The organism is Streptomyces sp. NBC_00726, from assembly GCF_045161735.1.
In the GTDB taxonomy this organism is placed as follows: domain Bacteria; phylum Actinomycetota; class Actinomycetes; order Streptomycetales; family Streptomycetaceae; genus Streptomyces.
In genome coordinates, this window is sequence record NZ_CP108983.1 from 1614538 (window position 1) to 1632432 (window position 17895).

Here is a 17895-nt window from a genome sequence, read left to right on the forward strand (position 1 = left end):
CCGGCGCATCCGGAGGCTGACGTGTTCGCGTCGCGCGGGCGTCGCCCGGATGAGGAGTGCGGCAGGATCGTGCCCCCAGGGGCAAACTCTGTGTTCGCGGCCAAATCCTCCGCGTTCGCGACCAAATCCATGATCATCCACGGGGGTCGCGGCGGCGCGGGAATCGCCGGACCGGCGCGCGGAATCACCCCCACGTGACGCGTAGAACCGCTCCCGCGCGGGAACCCACCTGCCCTGTCCCACTCGTTCGGGTGGTTCCGGGCCCGTACCGGCGGGTTCACCCGTTTCGTGACGCACCGTGGGGTTCTACGGAAACATCCGCACGGGAGGTACGCCATGTCGCACAGCACCGGACACCACGGGGTGGTCCGCCGCAGATTCGCGCTGGCGGCGGCTGGGACGGTGGTCGCCGCCGCGCTGACGGCCGGGGCGCCGGCACCGGCCGTCAGCGCGGCGGCCGCCGACGCGCAGCCGCCCGGGAATCCGGTCGCCACCGGCGCCGCCGACGGCACGGTGACGGTCTTCGCCCGGGGCGCCGACGGCGTCCTGCACCGGCGCGTGCAGGACCGCGAGGACGGCGGCTGGAGCCCCTGGGCCGACACCGGCGGGAAGCTGGAGGGCGATCCGGTGGTGGCCCATGAGCTGAATCAGCGGCTGTCGGTGTTCGTCCGGCGGGCCGACGGCCATCTGTGGCGCCAGAGCCAGTCCGGCGACGACACCTGGGGCGGGTGGGCCGACATGGGCTCCCCGCCGGGCACCACCGTCGCCGGGGCGCCCGTGGTCGTCGCCGACGACAATGTGGCCGGCACCGCGGCACCCGGCAACGACGGTGTGGTGGCCGGCAACACGGACGGCCGCCTGGAGCTCTTCGTCAGGGGCGGCGACGGGCATCTGTGGCACCGCGTCCAGAAGGCGTCCAACGGCACGTCCTGGAGCAAGTGGGAGCAGCTGCGCGGCACCTGGGCGGGCAGCCCCGCGGCCGCCGTGGCCGGGGACGGGCGCATCACCCTGGTCGGCCGCAAACCCGACGGGACCCTGAAGGTGACGGCCCAGAAGGTCCCCAGCTCGTTCGGGACGCCGCTCCCCGACAACAACTGGCCGGACTGGAAGGAGATCGACAAGGGCTTCACGGGCAACGTCGCCCTGGTCGGCAACAACAGCGACAAGGGCACCCTGTTCCAGGTCTTCGGCAACCGCGGCGACAAGCTGTGGACCCTCACCCAGACCACGCCCGGCAAGAAGGCCAAGCCGGCCGGTGTGTGGGCCACCGCCAAGCACGTGAAGCTGGGACCCGCCGTGCAGGGGCGGCCCGTGGTCGCCGCCCACCCGGACGGCCGCCTCGCCGTCTACCGCGTCGGCACCGACGGCAGCGTCGTCTACCGGACGCAGTCCAAGGCCGCCGACGACAACAGCGTCAACGGGAACTGGCCGGCGGGCTGGCCGGCCCTGGACCCGCTGAAGGCCCGCTCGGTCACCACGATCGCCACCACCCGCGAGGGCTCCGCCTCCTTCGACGTGTTCGCCGTGGGCAAGGGCTCCGACAACCTCTACCAGCGCAGGCGGCTGGCGACGGGTGACGGGGCGGGCCGGCGCAAGGACGTCTGGCTGGAGTGGGCCGACCTGGCGCCCATCGGCTCCGACAGCTGCGCCGGCCCCGGGTCCCTGGACTGCCTGACCATCCGCAACAGCGGTCTCGACCTGGCCCTGGGCCTGGAGAGCGTGTTCAGGCCGGACAGCTATGTCACGCGCGGGATGGGAGGCGCCCTGGGCTGGCAGAAGTGGGCGCTGCGCCCGACGAACGACGCGGGCGGGGCCGTCGCCCTCTACAACACGTTCCGGAAGAAGTGCGTCGACCAGGACGGCTCGGTGGTGGGCCCGTTCCCGCTGCGGCTCGCCGACTGCGACCCGTCGAGCAGGCAGCAGCAGTGGACCATCGAGCCGGTCATGCCGCCGGGCGCCGACAAACTGACCACCACCCCGACCGACTTCCGCCTCCGGCACGGCGGCGAGACGGACCGCTGTCTGACGGCCCTGGACCACGACGTCCTGTTCTACGACTCGAAGCGCGTGTATCTGATCTCGTGCAACACGGATGACGACAACGACCACAACACCTGGAAGCTCGGCAACAACGCCGGCACCACCTCGCCCGGTGTGCTGGGCGTCGTCCTGAAGCAGGCGGCCCACTGGTGCGGGCTGGTGCCGGAAGCGACGAAGTGCACCTTCGTCCCGGTGCCCGATCCGCCCACGGCCGCGTACCAGGCGGCGCAGGGCTGTGTGGCCGGACGCGTGCTCTACAACCCGAGCACCGACCACGAGGTGGAGTACTACGTCAACTGGACGTCCTCCAGCGGCACCGAGTTCACCTTCGGCGGCAATGTCGGGATCGGCGGCAAGGACGGCGCTCTGTCCCTGGGGTTCAACGCCTCGATGACCTGGCTCCAGCAGGAGTCCACCAGCGAGCAGACCCAGATCCACGTACCGCCGCAGCACTTCGCCTGGGTCGAGATCGCCCCGGTCATGCGGGAGACCGTCGGCTACTGGAAGATCCCGCTGGGCGGCGAGTGGACCGTCCCCGGGCACAACGTCTCGTACGCGCAGAACGGCACCAACGGCGTCGATCCGCTCATCGTCCCCAAGTCCTCGAAGACGCCGCCGCTGAGCGGACACTGCGGCTGACGGGACCCGGCGCGTACGCTGCGGCCGCATGAACAACAATTTGTTGAACGAGTCGGACTCCCCGGCCAGGACCGCGGTGGTCACGGGCGCCGGCTCCGGCATCGGCCGCGCGGTGGCGCTCGCGCTCGCCGGGGCGGGCTGGTCGGTGGCGCTCGCGGGCCGCCGGCCGGGCCCCCTGGCCGAGACGGCGGCCCTGGCCGGCGAGCACGCCCGGGTGATCACCGTCCCGGCCGACGTGACCCGCCCCGAGGACGTGGCCGCGCTGTTCTCGTCCGTACGGGAGTGGGCGGGCCCGCTCGGTCTGCTCTTCAACAACGCGGGGACGTTCGGGCCCGGCGGGCCCGTCGAGGAGGTGGCGTACGAGGACTGGCGCGGGGTGGTCGATGTCAATCTGACGGGGGCGTTCCTGTGCGCGCAGGCGGCGTACCGGCAGATGAAGGAGCAGGACCCGCAGGGCGGGCGGATCATCAACAACGGTTCCATCTCCGCGCACACCCCGCGCCCGCACTCGGTGGCGTACACCGCGACGAAGCACGCGATCACCGGTCTGACGAAGTCGCTGTCGCTGGACGGGCGTCCGTACCGCATCGCCTGTGGCCAGATCGACATCGGGAACGCGGCGACGGAGATGACGGAACGGATGCGGACGGGCACCCTCCAGGCCAACGGCGAACTGGCCGTGGAGCCGGTGATGGCGGCCGCCGACGTGGCCCGCACCGTGCTGCACATGGCGGAGCTGCCGCTGGCGGCGAACGTCCAGTTCGCGACGGTGATGGCGACGACGATGCCGTACGTGGGCCGGGGCTGAGGGGCGCGCGGGCGCGCCGGGTCCGGGGCGGGTGGCATGGGCGCGCCCGGCGCGGGAATGCCGTCGTGCGGCGGGCGGTTGTGCGGTTCATGAGCGAGCACCCCGGGATCCTGCGCTACACCGCCTTCTCCGCCGACCCCGGGGGCGGGAACCCCGCCGGGGTGGTGCTCGACGCCTCCGGTCTCGACCCGGCGGCCATGCTGGCCGTGGCGGCGGACCTCGGCTACAGCGAGACCGCGTTCCTGACCGGGCGGACCGGGGCGGCGGAGCCCGGTGCGCGCGGTTACGCGGTCCGCTACTTCAGTCCGAGGGCCGAGGTGCCGTTCTGCGGTCACGCGACGGTCGCCGCCGCCCTCGCGCTCGCCGAGCGGGACGGGCCGGGCGAGGTGGAGTTCGCCACCGCCGCCGGTACGGTGCCGGTCACCGTGGTCCGCGCGGGCGACGAGTTGCGGGCGACGCTGACCAGCGTGGCACCGCGCGTCGGCGACGTGGCCGCGGGCGACCTCGCGGAGGCGCTGGCGGCGCTGGACTGGCCGGCCGCCGACCTCGATCCGGCCCTGCCGCCCCGGATCGCGTACGCCGGGGCCCGCCACCTCGTGCTGGCGGCGGCCACCCGGGAGCGGCTGGCCGCGCTGGACTACGACTTCGCGCGCCTGGAAGCGCTGATGCACCGGCTGGACCTGACGACCGTGCAGCTGGTGTGGCGGGCCTCCGGCACGGTGTTCCACGTCCGCGATCCGTTCCCGGTCGGCGGCGTGGTGGAGGACCCGGCGACGGGTGCGGCGGCGGCCGCGTTCGGGGCGTATCTGCGGGAGCTGGCCCTCGTGCCGGAGGCGGCCGTGCTGACTCTGCACCAGGGCGAGGACATGGGCCGCCCCGGCACGCTCACCGTGACGCTGGCGGCGGGCGACGCGCGGGTACGGGTGAGCGGGACGGGCACCCGGCTGCCGGACCCGGCCTGACGCGAGGGCCGGGCGGGCCGGGCGCGAGGGCCTGACCGGGTCAGCCGCCGGGTCAGCCGTCAGCCGCTTCCCAGCTCGCAGGTGAACACCGGCTCCCCGTCCTGCACCGCCCGCACCCGCACCCCGGCCGGGGCGGTGGTCGCCTCGATCCGGCAGGGGCGGTCCAGCTCCACGTACCGGAGGAAGTCGGAGCGCAGGGTGACCGGGAGGAAGCCGGGCGCGGTGGCGTGGGCCGCCTGCCGGGCCGCCTCCAGGAGCAGGATGCCGGGCACATGGTCGTTGGGGCGGCCGAACAGCGTCGGGTGCCCGGTGTCGAGCCGCAGCGGCCAGCACCCGGGCGCGACCGGGGGCGCGAGGACGACGTCCCGTTCGGCGGCCCGGCCCACGGTGTGCGGCGCGAGCGCCGGGAGCGGGGGCGGGGCGACGGCGGCGGACCGGTGGCCGCGCAGGCGGTGGTAGGCGGCGGCCGAGGTGCAGCTGATCCGCGAACCGCAGACGGCGAGCACCGCCCCGCCCCGGCGCAGCACGAAGTCGACGCCCATCGAGCCGAGGCCGCGCCCCCGGCGGCGGACGTCGGAGCAGTTCACCTCGACCATGACGTCCCACGGCTCGTCGCCGAGCACGAGGTGTTCGGCGGCGGTGGTGTAGCGCAGCTCCCACATCACGAACGCGTCGCCGAGCGGCACCCCGAGTTCGGCGTGGCAGACCAGCATCGCCGCCTGCCGCATCGTTTCCGCAATCAGCAGCGGGTCCTGGTGGCCGGCGACGGGGGCGAAGAAGCGGTGGGCGCGCGGCCAGTGCGCGGGCACGCAGAACCGGGTGTCGCTCAGCCGGGCCACGCCGGTCGGGAAGCGGTCCCGGGCGTCCGGACGGTGGGCCATCCGCCCGAGCTCCTCCCCGGTCACGCGTGAGGAGAACTGGACCATGGGGCGCCCCCGGGAGACTGCGGTTCGATGGGCCGGGTTGCCCCCGGCCCGGCTGTGACCAGGCCAGTTTGCCCCGGCCCGACCTACAGTTTCCAGCCACCCTCCCAGTCGCCTCTCAAGCCCCCCTGGAGTCGGGCCCTAATGTGGGTCGAGCGACCGAATGTCATCCATGCGACAGGAGCGACTCATGTCCGTGCACCGTGTGGTCCCCAACATCCCGGTGGAGGCCGGGCCGGACGCGTCCGCCCTGCGGGAGAACAGCGCGTTCTACGGCCTGCTCGGCTTCGAGGAGGTCATGAATCATGGCTGGATCATGACCCTCGCCTCGCCCACCCAGCCGGCCGCTCAGATCAGCTTCATGACCAAGGACGAGACCGGCCCGGTCAACCCGGACCTGAGCGTGGAGGTGGCCGACGTGGACGCGGTGCACGCCGCGCTCGTCCGCGAGGGGGCCGAGATCGTGTACGGCCCGCACGACGAGGAGTGGGGCGTCCGCCGCTTCTTCGTACGCGACCCGAACGGCCGCGTGGTCAACGTACTGACGCACCGCTGAACCGCCGGACCGCCTCCGCCACCTGGGCCGCCCCGTCCCCCGCGACCATCCGCTGCGCCCCCTTCCCGGCCGCCTCCCGGTAGACCCGCTGCCGCACGACGCGGTCGAGGGCGTCGGCGAGGCGGCCGGCGGTGAGGGCGCGGAAGGGGATCGGCTCGTCGGCGGCGCCGATGGCGGCCAGCCGGCCGGCCCAGAACGGCTGGTCGGCGGTCACGGGCACGGTCACCGCGGGGACCCCGGCCCGCAGCGCGGCGGCCGAGGTGCCGGCTCCCGCGTGGTGAACCACGGCGGCCAGGTGCGGGAACAGCAGGGCGTGCGGTACGTCCCCGATGGTGAGCACGTCGTCGCCCTCGGCGGCGAGCCCCGCGCTGCCTGACTGGAGGATGCCGCGCAGCTTGGCGCGGCGCAGGGCCCGCACGGCGAGCTCGCTGAGCCGTTCCCCCTCACCGGCCGCCATGCTGCCGAAGCCGATGAGGACGGGCGGGGCGCCGGCGCCCAGGAAGTCCGCGAGCTCCGGGGACAGTTGCCCGTCCGGGTCGTGGTGCGGCCACCAGTTGCCGACCACATGGAGGCCGGGGCGCCAGTCGGCGGGCCGGGGCACCAGGGCGGAGCTGAATCCGTGCAGGACGGGCCAGTCGGCGCGCTCCTGGCGGCGGCGCACCTCGGAGGGCTTGGCCGGGGCCAGCCCGAGCCGTTCACGGAGCGCGGTCACCGCCGGGGCGTAGAGGCGGTCGGTCATGCGGAGGGCGAAGCGCCCGGCCAAGCGGTTGCCGGGGCGGCCCAGCGAGCGGGTGCCGGTGACGACGGGCGGGAAGTCGCCGGTCGGTGCGGTGGGCTGGAGGTAGACCCCGATGGCCGGGGTGCCGGTGGCCTCGCCGAGGTGCCAGCCCAGCGGGGCGGTCGTGGTCGAGAGCAGCAGCAGATCCGTGCCGTCGGTCATCGCGTCGGCGAACCCCTGGCCCAGGTCCGTGATGAAAGCGGAGGCGGCCCGCATGAGCTCCCGCTTGTTCCCGCTCCCGCCGCCGCCCTTCGCCGGGTTGCCCGGGAGGGCGCGGAAGTCCAGCCCGGCGGCGCGGACGAGGGGCTCGAAGGTGTCCGTCGTGGCGAGGGCGACCTCATGGCCGACCGCGCGGAGTGCGGCGCCCAGGCCCGTGTAGGGGGCGATGTCACCGCGCGATCCGGCGGCGGCGATCAGTATTCTCATCGGTTCTCCTCAGGCTCGTCGGTCCACCGGGCTCGTCGGTCGTCGCCGCCGTCCACCCGGCGGGCCGCGTTGGCGTGAACGGCCTTGCACAGGTAGGCGGCCAGGCCGGGGCGTTGCCGGGTCGGCGGTACGACCAGGGCGAAGGCGCGCGGATCGGCGGCGAAGTCGTCCGCGATGCGCCGGTGCATGTCGGGCGGGCAGGCGGTGAACCAGCGGGAGATGTGCAGCCGGTGCTCCTCGGCGAGGTCCATGGCCCGTTCGCCGTCGCTCGGCTCGCCGTCGTCGAAGGCGGCCAGCAGCTCGGCGCGCCAGGCCGTGGCCTCGCCCATGAGCTGCCGCCAGTCCTCCTTGCTGTGCGCGGCGGCCCGGGCCATCGACTCCCGCTGCCCCGGTGAGTCCGCCCACTTGAGCGCCGCCTCGGTGGCGTAGCTCAAGTCGGCGGTGATCTCGCCGAACACCTCGAAGCGCTCCTGCGGAGTCAGCGGGACCCCGGTCCGCTGCACCTCGATCGCCTGCCGGGCCACCTCGGAGAGCCGCCGCAGCCTGGCGATCTCCGCCTCCAGCTGCTCCTGCCGGGCCCGCAGCTGGTCCAGGGCGTTGGCCTGCGGGTCCTTGAAGATCTCGGCGATCTCGTCCAGCGGGAAGCCCAGTTCGCGGTAGAAGAGGATCTGCTGGAGCCGGACCAGGTCCGCCTCGTCGTACAGCCGGTAGCCGGCCTGGCTGCGCCCGCTGGGCGAGAGCAGCCCCGACTTGTCGTAGTGGTGCAGCGTGCGCACCGTCACTCCGGCGAAGGCCGCCACCTGCCCCACGGAATAACTCATCCACCTGCCCTTTCCTCGCCATCGATCATCAAGCCTGACGTAAGGGGAGGGTCAAGCCGCGCCCCGATCCGGGGACACCCGCCCGACAGCGGAGCCCAACACCGTAACGAAAGGTACATTTCACCCTCCGCATCAGGAAAGGCCCGCCCATGTCCGCAGTCGCCGAGGAGCAGCCGCACACGGCGAAGCTCTCGCTGATGACGCTGTCCGCGCTGGTCGTCGGCTCCATGGTCGGCGCGGGTGTGTTCTCGCTGCCCCGCCGCTTCGCGGAGGAGACCGGTGTCGCCGGGGCGCTGATCGCCTGGACCGTCGCGGGCGCGGGCATGCTGATGCTGGCCTTCGCCTTCCAGTCCCTCGCGGTGCGCCGCCCGGACCTGGACGCCGGGGTGTACGCGTACGCGAAGGCCGGGTTCGGCGAATACCTGGGGTTCTTCTCGGCGTTCGGCTACTGGGCGAGCGCCTGCGTCGGCAATGTGACGTACTGGGTGCTGATCATGTCGACCATCGGCACGATCTGGCCGGCGCTCGGCGACGGGGACACCGTGCTCGCCGCGGCGCTGTCCTCGGCCGGGCTGTGGGGCTTCTTCCTGCTGATCCGCCGGGGCGTCAAGGAGGCCGCGGCGATCAACCGCATCGTCACGGTCGCCAAGGTCGTCCCGATCCTGGTCTTCGTCGTGCTGGCGCTGTTCTGTCTCGACACGGACGTGTTCGCGGAGAACTGGGGCGGCGCCGACTACGCCGGCTCGCTGTTCGACCAGGTGCGCGGCACCATGCTGGCCACCGTCTTCGTCTTCCTCGGCGTCGAGGGCGCGAGCGTCTACTCCCGGCACGCCAAGCGCCGCAAGGACGTGGGGCGGGCCACGGTCCTCGGCTTCCTCAGCGTGTTCGCCGTCTTCGCCTCGGTCACCATCGTCTCGTACGGCATCATGCCGATGAGCGAGATCGCCGGGCTGCGCCAGCCCTCGATGGCGGGCGTCCTGGAGCATGCCGTCGGCACCTGGGGCACGGTCTTCGTCAGCGTCGGCCTGATCGTCTCCGTCCTCGGCGCCTATCTGGCCTGGACGCTGATGGCCGCCGAGGTGCTGTACGTGGCCGCGCAGGACCACGACATGCCGCGCTTCCTGCGCCGCGCCACCGCCGACGACGTGCCGGTCCCGGCCCTGGTCATGACGACCGTGCTGGTCCAGGTGGTGCTGGTGGTCACGCTGCTCTCGGACGACGCGTTCAACTTCGCGCTGGACATGACGAGTGCGCTGACGCTCATCCCGTTCCTGCTGGCCGCCGCGTTCGCGCTGAAGCTCGCGCTCACCACGGACCCGCTGTCCCAGGGGCGGACGACCGGGCGCGACCTCGCCGTCGCCGTGCTCGCCACCGTCTACACGGCGTTCCTGCTGTACGCGGCCGGGCTCCGGTTCGTCCTGCTCTCCTTCATCGTCTACGCCCCCGCCACGATCCTGTTCGTCATGGCCCGCCGCGAGCAGGGGCGGCGCCCCTTCTCCCCCCGCGAGCTGCTGATCTGCGCCGTCTCGGTGGCCGGTGCGGTCATGGGCGTGATCGCCCTGGCGGCCGGCTGGATCAGCCTCTGAGCCGTACCGCACCCCGACCCGTAGCGAAGGACCCGCACATGACCGGTGACAGCACCTCCCGCACCCCGCTCGGAGTCCACTCCGAGGTCGGCCGGCTCCGCAAGGTCCTGGTGTGCGCGCCGGGCCTCGCGCACCGCAGGCTCACCCCGACCAACGCCGCCGATCTGCTCTTCGACGACGTGATGTGGGTGGAGAACGCCCAGCGGGACCACGCCGGTTTCGTGTCCGCGCTCACCGCGCGCGGAGTGGAGGTCGTGGAGCTCCACGACCTCCTGGCCGAGACGATGGCCGTGCCCGGCGCGCGGGACTGGCTGCTCGACCGCAAGATCACCGCCAACGAGGCGGGCCTCGGTCTGATCGACTCCACCCGGGCGTTCCTGGAGACCCTGGCCCCGCGCGCGCTCGCCGAGTTCCTGATCGGCGGCCTCGCCACCACGGACCTGCCCGACGACTACCGGCCGCCGTACGTCGCCCTGGCCCGCGAGTCGGCCGGGGTCCGCGAGTACGTGATGCCGCCGCTGCCCAACACGCTGTACACCCGGGACACCACCTGCTGGCTGTACGGCGGAGTGACGCTCAACCCGCTGTACTGGCCCGCCCGGCACGACGAGACCCTGCTGATGAAGGCCGTCTACCGCTTCCACCCCGACTTCACGGACGCCACGGTGTGGTGGGGCGACCCGGAACGGGACTGGGGCCAGGCCACCTTCGAGGGCGGCGACATCATGCCCGTCGGCAACGGCGTCGTCCTCATGGGCATGAGCGAGCGCACCTCGCGCCAGGCCGTCACCCAGGTCGCCGCCGCCCTCTTCGAGCGGGGCGCGGCGGACCATGTCGTCGTCGCGGGCATGCCGAAGCTGCGGGCGGCCATGCATCTGGACACCGTGTTCACCTTCGCGGACCGGGACGTCGTGACGCTCTACCCGCGCATCGTGGACGCCGTTCACAGCTTCTCGCTGCGCCCGGGCAGCGGCGGCCCGGTGCCCGTGGACATCGTGGACGAGGGGGCCCGGCCGTTCACCGAGGTGGTCGCCGGGGCGCTCGGGCTGCCCGGGCTCCGGGTGATCGAGACCGGCGGCGATGTGTACGCCTCCGAGCGCCAGCAGTGGGACAGCGGGAACAACGCGGTCGCGGTCGAGCCGGGTGTCGTGTTCACGTACGACCGGAACACCCAGACCAACGCGTTGCTGCGGCGGGCGGGCATCGAGGTGCTGGAGATCGTGGGCGCGGAGCTCGGCCGGGGGCGGGGCGGCGGGCACTGCATGACGTGCCCGCTGATCCGTGAGCCGGTGAGCTTCTGAGGTGACGGCCCCGGCCCGGCGGGGGTGCGGACTCCCCCGCCGGGCCGGTCGTGGGTCAGGCGCAGGCGCCGAGGTCCTCCCAGACGCCCCACTCACCGGTGGTGCCGGGCTCGTCGCCCTGCACCCACCACTTGGCGCGCCAGGTGTGACCGTCGTACGAGACGGTGTCGCCACCGGTGTACACGGCCTCGGTGCTCCACAGCGGCACGTCGCAGGCGCCCGGCTCGCCGGTCTCGCCGCCGTCACCGCCGCCGGGGGTACCGCCCTCGTCACCGCCGCCGGGGTTGCCGCCCTCGTCGCCACCACCGGTCCCGCCGATGTTGACGTCGACGCACGCGTAGAAGGCGTTGGCCGTGTCGGCGATGTTCCAGACGGCGAGGACCTTCTGGCGGCCGGTGAAGCTGCCGAAGTCCACCTCCTGGCTCACGTCGGCGGCCGGCTGGGCGTGGTTGCCGTCGAACTCGGCGATCTTCTGGTCGCCGATGAAGTACTGCCAGTTCTCCGTGGCGTGACGGGCCGTGTGGTGCCAGGTGAAGGTGAACTTCTGGCCGACCGGGGTGACCTCCCAGCCCTTGTTGTCGTCGTCCAGCTCGGCGAACGCCGCGTTGCCACCGCTACAGCTCTTGAGGCCCTTCGGGCCCTCGACGCTCTGCGGCTCGTACTTGATCTGGCCGCAGTCGACGACGCCGGCGGCGCACTGGGCCTGGCGGCTCGTCGGCGCGGTGACCCAGCCGTGGGCGCTGGCGGTGCCCGCCTGGATGCCGAGGGCGAGCACGGGGGCGACCAGCGCTCCGATGGAAACGGCCAACCGTCGCTTGGTGTTCATGCCACGTCACTTCCTTCGATGGTACGGGGGTTGGGCGTCCACCTGCGCATTGCGGACGCCCCTGGTCCAGACCTGGCCGATTCAGGTCTAGACCTTAGTGACGGATGGGGCCCGGTCAAGGGGATGAACGACGTCGGTTCGCGCCTCCACTTTTCAGCGTTGAGTGGTTCGGCACTGAACTACTCGCGGCGCCATTTTTAAGTGATCCTTAAGCCGCTGGTCACCGGCGGCGCCCGGCGGCCACCCGGCGGCGACGCACCCTTAACTCACCCCATGAACCGTCAAATTGGTCTAGTCCTAATCTTGTTGGAATCGTTGACGCGCAGGTCACGGGCCGGTTATCACTGCTCCAGCCCATCAACAGCACCACCTGCTCCCCCGCTGGAGGCCCGCACGTGCACCCCCGTAAAACTCTGATCGCCGCGCTCCTGAGCACGGCCCTCGCCACCGGCGGCCTCGCCGCGACCGTAGGCATCGGCACCGCGCAGGCGGCCGACACACCGGCTTCCGCTTCGGCGGGCAACGTGCGCATCGCGTACTACGACCAGTGGAGCGTCTACGGCAACGCCTTCTACCCGAAGCAGCTCGACACCCGGGGCATCGCCGGCAAGCTGGACATCATCAACTACTCGTTCGGCAACATCCACCCGACCGACCTCACGTGCTTCGAGGCCAACAAGGCGGCGGGCGACGACAACAACCCCAACGCGGGTGACGGCGCGGGCGACTCGTACGCCGACTACCAGAAGTCCTTCAGCGCGGCGGACAGCGTCGACGGCGTGGCCGACAAGTGGGACCAGCCGATCGTGGGCGTCTTCAACCAGTTCAAGGAACTGAAGGCGAAGTACCCCCACCTGAAGATCAACATCTCGCTGGGCGGCTGGACGTACTCCAAGTACTTCAGCGACGCGGCGAAGACGGACGCGAGCCGCAAGAAGCTGGTCTCCTCCTGCATCGACCAGTACATCAAGGGCAACCTGCCCGTCGAGGGCGGCTTCGGCGGCCCCGGCACGGCGGCCGGCATCTTCGACGGCATCGACATCGACTGGGAGTACCCGGCCTCCGCCGGCGGCCACCTGGGCAACCACTACGCCCCCGAGGACAAGCAGAACTTCACGCTGCTGCTCGCCGAGTTCCGTAAGCAGCTCGACGCGTACGGCGCCGCCAACGGCGGCAAGAAGTACCTGCTCACCGCGGCCTTCGGGGCCGGCCAGGACAAGATCGCGAACATCGAGACCGACAAGATCGGCCAGTACCTCGACTACGCGAACCTGATGACGTACGACATGCACGGCGCCTGGGACGGCGACGGGCCGACGTACCACCAGTCGCCGCTCTACTCGGGCAGCAACGACCCGTCCGACCCGGTCGCGCCCGGCACCGAGAAGTACTCGATCGACAACGCGGTCGACTCCTGGCTCGACGGCAAGCCGGCCTACGGCATCGCCGGCGGCTTCCCCGCGGACAAGCTGACCCTGGGCTACGAGCTCTACTACCGCGGCTGGAAGGGCGTCCCGGAAGGGACCACCCACGGTCTGACCCAGTCCGCGACCGGCGGCTCCGCCCCCCGCCCGCTGAGCCAGCAGGCCGGCATCGCGCACTACAAGGAGCTCGGCGGCATCGTCGACAACCCGGCGACGACCTACTGGGACGACGAGGCGAAGGCGTCCTACTTCTACAAGGACGGCGAGTTCTTCACCGGCCTGGACCAGAAGTCCATCCAGGCCAGGGCCGACTACGCCAAGCAGCGCGGGCTGGCCGGCGCGATGATGTACTCCCTGCTCGGCCTGGACGAGAACACCACCCTGCTGAACCAGATCAACACCGCGATCGGCGGCTCCACCACCGAGCCCACCACCCCGCCGACCACCGACCCGACGGACCCGCCCACCACAGACCCGACGGACCCGCCCACCACCGACCCCACGGACCCGCCCGCCGGTGACTGCGGCTCGGTCCCGGCGTACGTGGCCGGCACGGTCTACAACGCGGGCGACGAGGTCTCCTACGACGGCCGCAAGTACAAGGCCCAGTGGTGGACCCAGAACGAGACCCCCGGCAGCACCGGCGACTGGGGCGTCTGGAAGGACCAGGGCGCCTGCTGAGCAGCCCCACCCGTAGCGAGCCCCCCGCCGGTCACCGGCGGGGGGCTCGTGCATGGATCGCCCCCGACCCGTCCCTGATCGACCGCGGGGCCGGCCCCGGCGAACAGGCTGTCGCTGGACGCCCTTTCCGAGCGGGGCGCGCCTCCGGGGACACCGGGTCGGCCGAGGCCCCGATACGCGACTCCGAGATTCCGCACGGTCAGGTGATCGATTTCCCCGACACGACGTGGATCCCGTTCATCGAGGCCGTCCGAAAAAACGGAATACCCGGCATCCCGGGGCTTGAAGGTATCTAGGCCCGCATGCCAGGATGCAGATAGTCCACAGGGCGGGGAGCCCTGGGTATCCATTCATTGGGGGTCATTCATGCTGCACATCACCCTGGGCACCAGACGGTACGTCAATCCGCAGGACGACCAGCTCGGCCGCAACATCGTCGGGTTCGACCCGGTCATGGACGACAGCGCCCTCTTCCACGCCAACCGCGGCTGCTGGGTCCTCGGCGAACGCGCCGAGAAGGAACGCTACGCGCTGCTCTCCCACGAGGGCGAGGTCCGCATGGCCATCGAGATCGACAGCCTCACCCCCGTGGCCGGCGGCCGCAAGGCGATCGAGGGCCGGTACCTCACGCCGGGCGACGAGGTCTACGACGCGTACGTGGGCAAGCCCACCCCCGTCGAGACGACCCGCAATCCGATCACCTACTTCGACTCCCCCCACGGCGCCCGCACGTGCTACTGCGGCTGCGGCGAGCCGGCGACCAGCGGCTGGTTCGTCATCGGCCACGACCAGCGCGCCCTGCACGCCCGCATCGCGAAGATCGGAACCGTGCGCGAGTTCATCGACTGGTTCGACAGCACCTACGAGGAGCCGACCGAAAAGTAGCGGCCTCGACCGGCGAAGGGCCTCCGGCACGGTTCGATCGGAGGCCCTTCGCGGGCGAAGCCACGAGTGGCGGCAGACGAGTCGGGCTGTACGCCGGGTTCTGTCGCCCGGTCGCCTCGCGGCGGCCGGGGAGACGGCCATCCATCTAGGACCGGCATTGCTGCCGGCCTCGTGCGGTCTACCCGCGAACTCGGGCGGGCAGCCCTCGAACGTTCGCGCAGGGCCGTCTCGCGACGGCCCCTCTTGACCTTGCTCCGGGTGGGGTTTACCTAGCCGCCTGGGTCGCCCCAGGCGCTGGTGGTCTCTTACACCACCGTTTCACCCTTACCCGGGACCGAGGTCCCGGGCGGTCTGTTCTCTGTGGCACTGTCCCGCGGGTCACCCCGGGTGGCCGTTAGCCATCACCCTGCCCTGTGGAGCCCGGACGTTCCTCGGGAGAATCCGAAGATCCCCACGCGGCCGTCCGCCCGGCTCGTCTGCCGTGGGGGCCATGCTACCCGGCCATGAGGGGTGGCTCAGAGGAAGTCCTCCGTCTTCAGCTCCAGCTCAAAGGGGGACGGCAGACGGATCGGCTTCCCGAAGGGCACGGTGCAGTGCTGGCGGTAGTCGTCGCCCTCCGGGACGCTGAACAGCGTCACCGACGAGTCCTCCCGGTCGACCAGCAAGTACAGGGGGATCGGCCCCCTCGCGTAGCAGTGCCGCTTGGCCTCCCGGTCGGAGGCCGGTTTGGACGACGTGACCTCCACGACCATCGCCACCCCCTCGCACGGCATCCACGGGTCCGCGCCCCGGTAGAGCCGTAGTGCCGTCGGCGCGAACGTGCCGTCGGGGATGGCGTGGTTCTTCGGGCAGCCTCCGCCGCTTCTCAGCTTCAGGCCCTTGTTCCCGGAGAAATCCATGTCGGTCGTCGCGTGCCTGACGACCTGCTTCAAGATCACACTGATGTAGTCCTCATGATCCCCGTCCGGCGGCGGTGTCACGACGATCTCCCCCTCGATCAGCTCCGCCCGGAAGCCCTCCGGCGTATCCAGCGCCAGGAAGCCCTCAAGCAGGACGTCCGCCTGCGAGAGCGGTTCGTGCGGCATGGCAGTCATGTCACGCCCCTTCCTCGGTCGTTCGCCAGAGTGGTCCATCGCGGAACCAGCCGTCCGTGAGATGGGAGGGTTTCCCCCGATCGTGGCACAGGAGGGCCCCGCACGGTCAGAGGCGGCTCGATGCCAGTGCCGTGATGCCCGCCGTCCAAGCCGTGGTGACCGACTCCGGGGTGGGGAAGCGGTTGTTGAGTTCCATCATGACCATGCCGTGGGCGAAGGCCCAGGCCGCTCGGGCCAGGTGGGTGTCGGGGGCCAGGGCGCGGAAGAGGGGGGCTGCGGCGCGGGTTTCCAGGTGGTGGGGGTGGGGGCGGGATGTGGTGAGGCGGTAGAGGTGGGGGTGGGCCAGGGCGTGGGCGCGGTAGGCGGTGGCCAGGGCCGGGAAGGAGCCCGGGGCCGCCGTCTCCGCCGCTTCCAGGGTCTCCGCGGTCTCCGTCAGCATCGCGTCGGCCAGCGCGTCGACCACCGAGGACTTGTCCGGGAAGTGCTTGTAGAGGGACGGGGCCGTGATGCCCAGCAGGCCCGCGAGCCGGCGCATGGTCAGCGCCTCCGGGCCCTCCTGCTCCAGGAGCATGCGGGCGGCGGCCAGGATCTGGTGCTGGCGGGCACGGTCGGTCACGCCGGTCCTTCCGTCGTACGGGCGCGGGGCGCGGGGGCCGCGAACTCGCGATCGTACGAGATGTCGTCAGGCCGGGACGAACAGGGCCTTCGCCGTGCCCGGGGCGGCCTGGGACAGGCGGACGCGCAGGCGCTCGCCCAGGGGGAGGGGTTCGGTGCCCTCGATGCGGGCGACGATCGCCGGGGTGTCGATGTGGACGGTGCCGGTGGCCGGTTCGTTGTCCTTCACGTCCACCACGTAACCGTCGAAGACCTCGCCCACCCGGTCCTTGAGCAGCGCCGCCTCGACCAGGTCGACGGACTCGCGTTCCACGGAGTTGGCGCGGCGGGTGCCCTCGGCCATCTCCTGGGGCAGGGCGGGCAGGGCGGCCAGGACCCATTCGGGCGGGTCCCGGTCCTCGCAGGCCGCGACGCACAGCTCGGAGGCGTAACGGTCCACGAGGCGGCGCAGTGGCGCCGTGCAGTGGGTGTACAGGTCGGCCACCGCCGCGTGCACGGCGGGCACCGGCAGGTCGCCGCCGTCGAAGACCGTGTAGCCCGCGCCGCGCAGCAGCGTCGTGCAGTCCTGGAGGAACGCCGCGTGGTCCGTGCGCCCCGGGTCGAGGGAGCGGACGAGCTCGGCGTACGGGACGTGGTGCGGCCAGTCGATGTGCAGGGCCTCGGCGCTGCGCCGCAGCCGGGCCACCGCGCCGTCGGGCGCGACCGGCAGCGTACGCAGGATGCCGGTGCCGATCTCCGCCATGAGGTGGGCGGCCGCCATGCCGGTGAGCAGGGAGATCTGGGCGTTCCAGCCGTCGGCGGGGAGCGGGGTGCGGTAGGCCAGGCCGTAGCGGCCGTCGCGCTCGGTGATCTCCTGCTCGGGCACGTTGAGCGAGATGCCGCCCCGGGCCACCTCCTGCTCCTCGCGGAGCGTGCCGATGTCCCGGAGCAGGGCGAGGGGTTCCTCGGCGGTGCCCGTGTCGATCCGCCGCTGCACGCCCGCGTAGTCCAGCTTGGCGCGGCTGCGTACGAGGGCCCTGCGCACCCGGGTCGCGACGACCGCGCCCTCCGGATCGAGGTCGGTCTCCCAGAGGACCGCGGGGCGGACCCGGCCGGGCAGCAGGCTGGCGGCGTCCTCGGACAGGACCTCCGGGTGGAGGGACACCCGGCCGTCCGGGAGGTAGAGCGTCGTCACCCGGCGGTGGGCCTCGGCGTCGAGCGCGCCGCCGGGGCGCACGAACGCGGCCACGTCCGCGATGGCGTAGTGCACGCGGTAGCCGTGGCCGCGGCGTTCCAGGTGCATGGCCTGGTCGAGGTCCGTGGACGTGGGCGGGTCGATGGTGAGGAAGGGGAGGTCCGTCGCGTCCGCGTGCGCGGCGAGCTCCGGGCCGCGCGCGGCGTCCGCCGCCTCGGCGAGTACGTCGGGCGGGAAGTCGTCGGGGAGCGACAGTTCGGTGCGCAGGCCGCGCAGGGCCGCCCGCAGCGGGGTCCGGGCTGCGCCGGTCATGTGCAGATGGCGGCGGGGCATGGTCCCGAGCGTAGGGCGGGGCA

The 17895-nt window shown here is 72.1% G+C and carries 15 protein-coding genes and 1 other RNA gene; 8 read left to right on the forward strand and 8 right to left on the reverse strand.

From position 1 onward, the window contains the following. Positions 1 to 336 precede the first annotated feature (336 nt). The 3 genes from OG338_RS07200 (at position 337) to OG338_RS07210 (ending at position 4449) form a co-directional block, all read left to right on the forward strand. Positions 337 to 2679 (forward strand): hypothetical protein, encoded by a 2343-nt coding sequence (locus OG338_RS07200; protein WP_405936523.1) that lies wholly within the window; start codon positions 337 to 339, stop codon positions 2677 to 2679. Between the two features lie 28 nt (positions 2680 to 2707). After that, on the forward strand, positions 2708 to 3487 hold the full coding sequence (locus tag OG338_RS07205; RefSeq protein ID WP_405936524.1) for an SDR family oxidoreductase: 780 nt from the start codon (positions 2708 to 2710) through the stop codon (positions 3485 to 3487). 89 nt (positions 3488 to 3576) lie between these two features. Beyond that, positions 3577 to 4449: a PhzF family phenazine biosynthesis protein gene (locus tag OG338_RS07210; protein WP_405936525.1), complete on the forward strand. Its 873-nt coding sequence runs from the start codon at positions 3577 to 3579 to the stop codon at positions 4447 to 4449. Between the two features lie 59 nt (positions 4450 to 4508). On the opposite strand, the gene OG338_RS07215 is transcribed toward OG338_RS07210, so the two are convergent. Further along, positions 4509 to 5330 carry a ScbA/BarX family gamma-butyrolactone biosynthesis protein gene (locus OG338_RS07215; protein ID WP_405936526.1) on the reverse strand — a complete coding sequence of 274 codons (822 nt, stop codon included), beginning with the start codon at positions 5328 to 5330 and terminating at the stop codon, positions 4509 to 4511. Between the two features lie 232 nt (positions 5331 to 5562). Between OG338_RS07215 and OG338_RS07220 the strand changes: the two genes are divergently transcribed. Beyond that, complete coding sequence (locus OG338_RS07220) at positions 5563 to 5928, forward strand: VOC family protein (protein WP_405936527.1); 366 nt, start codon at positions 5563 to 5565, stop codon at positions 5926 to 5928. Here OG338_RS07220 and OG338_RS07225 read toward each other — a convergent pair. Next, entirely contained in the window at positions 5906 to 7132 is a 1227-nt protein-coding gene (locus OG338_RS07225; RefSeq protein WP_405936528.1) for a glycosyltransferase, read from the reverse strand. The two genes, OG338_RS07220 and OG338_RS07225, sit on opposite strands and share 23 nt — an antisense overlap. Further along, on the reverse strand, positions 7129 to 7953 hold the full coding sequence (locus OG338_RS07230) for a MerR family transcriptional regulator (protein WP_405936529.1): 825 nt from the start codon (positions 7951 to 7953) through the stop codon (positions 7129 to 7131). The genes OG338_RS07225 and OG338_RS07230 overlap by 4 nt, the downstream gene beginning before the upstream one ends. A 149-nt stretch (positions 7954 to 8102) precedes the next feature. Between OG338_RS07230 and OG338_RS07235 the strand changes: the two genes are divergently transcribed. Both OG338_RS07235 and OG338_RS07240 read left to right on the forward strand, forming a co-directional pair. Continuing rightward, the gene (locus OG338_RS07235; RefSeq protein ID WP_405936530.1) at positions 8103 to 9539 is read left to right on the forward strand and encodes a basic amino acid/polyamine antiporter; all 1437 of its coding nucleotides are present in this window, start codon (positions 8103 to 8105) and stop codon (positions 9537 to 9539) included. A 38-nt stretch (positions 9540 to 9577) separates the two neighbouring features. Beyond that, a complete protein-coding gene (locus OG338_RS07240; protein ID WP_405936531.1) occupies positions 9578 to 10840 on the forward strand; it encodes an arginine deiminase in 1263 nt (420 codons plus the stop codon). Positions 10841 to 10895: 55 nt separating this feature from the next. On the opposite strand, the gene OG338_RS07245 is transcribed toward OG338_RS07240, so the two are convergent. Further along, entirely contained in the window at positions 10896 to 11666 is a 771-nt protein-coding gene (locus tag OG338_RS07245; protein WP_405936532.1) for a lytic polysaccharide monooxygenase, read from the reverse strand. Between the two features lie 395 nt (positions 11667 to 12061). On the opposite strand from OG338_RS07245, the gene OG338_RS07250 reads away from it, so the two are divergent. Together OG338_RS07250 and OG338_RS07255 are read left to right on the forward strand one after the other, a co-directional pair. Then, positions 12062 to 13771, forward strand: coding sequence for a glycosyl hydrolase family 18 protein (locus OG338_RS07250; protein WP_405936533.1), 1710 nt, complete (start codon positions 12062 to 12064; stop codon positions 13769 to 13771). 366 nt (positions 13772 to 14137) lie between these two features. Continuing rightward, positions 14138 to 14656 (forward strand): hypothetical protein, encoded by a 519-nt coding sequence (locus OG338_RS07255; protein WP_405936534.1) that lies wholly within the window; start codon positions 14138 to 14140, stop codon positions 14654 to 14656. 73 nt (positions 14657 to 14729) lie between these two features. Here OG338_RS07255 and rnpB read toward each other — a convergent pair. The 4 genes from rnpB to OG338_RS07275 form a co-directional block, all read right to left on the reverse strand. Further along, positions 14730 to 15131: RNase P RNA component class A (rnpB, locus tag OG338_RS07260), an RNA gene on the reverse strand. A 40-nt stretch (positions 15132 to 15171) separates the two neighbouring features. Next, complete coding sequence (locus tag OG338_RS07265) at positions 15172 to 15741, reverse strand: Uma2 family endonuclease (protein WP_405940343.1); 570 nt, start codon at positions 15739 to 15741, stop codon at positions 15172 to 15174. A gap of 115 nt (positions 15742 to 15856) precedes the next feature. Next, complete coding sequence (locus OG338_RS07270) at positions 15857 to 16366, reverse strand: TetR/AcrR family transcriptional regulator (protein ID WP_405936535.1); 510 nt, start codon at positions 16364 to 16366, stop codon at positions 15857 to 15859. 66 nt (positions 16367 to 16432) lie between these two features. Then, complete coding sequence (locus tag OG338_RS07275; RefSeq protein ID WP_405940344.1) at positions 16433 to 17851, reverse strand: RNB domain-containing ribonuclease; 1419 nt, start codon at positions 17849 to 17851, stop codon at positions 16433 to 16435. Positions 17852 to 17895: the final 44 nt, after the last annotated feature.